This window comes from Paraburkholderia sp. RL18-085-BIA-A (genome assembly GCF_046027075.1).
In the GTDB taxonomy this organism is placed as follows: Bacteria; Pseudomonadota; Gammaproteobacteria; order Burkholderiales; family Burkholderiaceae; genus Paraburkholderia.
In genome coordinates, this window is the sequence record NZ_JARESU010000502.1 from 1 (window position 1) to 874 (window position 874).

The 874-nt window shown below is 63.6% G+C and carries 1 protein-coding gene; it reads left to right on the top strand.

Annotated elements, in window-relative coordinates; genetic code table 11:
• Positions 1 to 196: 196 nt before the first annotated feature.
• On the top strand, positions 197 to 874 hold a 678-nt coding region (locus P0D89_RS53515; RefSeq protein WP_408379734.1), incomplete at its 3' end, for a tyrosine-type recombinase/integrase.

Sequence of the window (874 nt, forward strand, 5' to 3'; positions counted from 1 at the left end):
TAATGGAGTGCACTCCATTACGTGTCTAGTACTAAACCGCTGACGCGGTAGTGGGAGGGAAGCGAAGGCGAGTGGCTGGCGTTCCATAAGGACGAGCATCTGGAGCCGGACCGCAGCGAGGTGGTGAGCAGGCCACCAGGAGCAGCATGGAGGTGCCCGACCGGGCACTCCATCCACTGTTCCCAGGAGGTCCACCATGACACTGCTCCGCGAACGCATGCAGCACGACATGCTGATCAGAAACCTGGCAGAGAACACCCAGACATCCTATCTGCTGCAGGTCTCCAGTTTCGCCAGGCACTTTCGCCGCTCGCCCGAACTGCTCGGCCCTGAGGAGATCCGCGCCTGGCTCGTCCATCTTCGCGAGGAACGCAAGCTGGCCCCCGGCAGCCTCGGTCCAACGATCGGCGCACTGCGCTTCCTCTACCGCGTCACGCTCAAGCGACCCTGGAGCGACGAGGACTTTCCACTGCCGAAGAAGCCGTTCAGACTGCCGGTCGTCCTGAGCCTGGAGGAGATCACCACCTTCTTCGGGTCGATCGCCAGTCTCAAGCAGCGCACCATCCTGATGACCGCGTACGCCGCCGGGCTGCGGGTGTCGGAAGTCGTGCACCTGAAGATCACCGATATCGACAGCCAGCGCATGGTGATCCGGGTGAACCAGGGGAAAAACCGTAAGGACCGCTACGTGATGCTCTCGCCGCGGCTGCTCGAGATCCTGCGTGCATACTGGCACGAGGCTCACCCCAGGGACTGGCTCTTTCCGGGCGACATCCCCGGGCACCCCATCACCCGGTCCGCAGTAGCGCTGGCTTGCCGCATCGCGCGCCAGCGCAGCGGCATCCAGAAACCCATCACGCCCCATTCGCTGCGG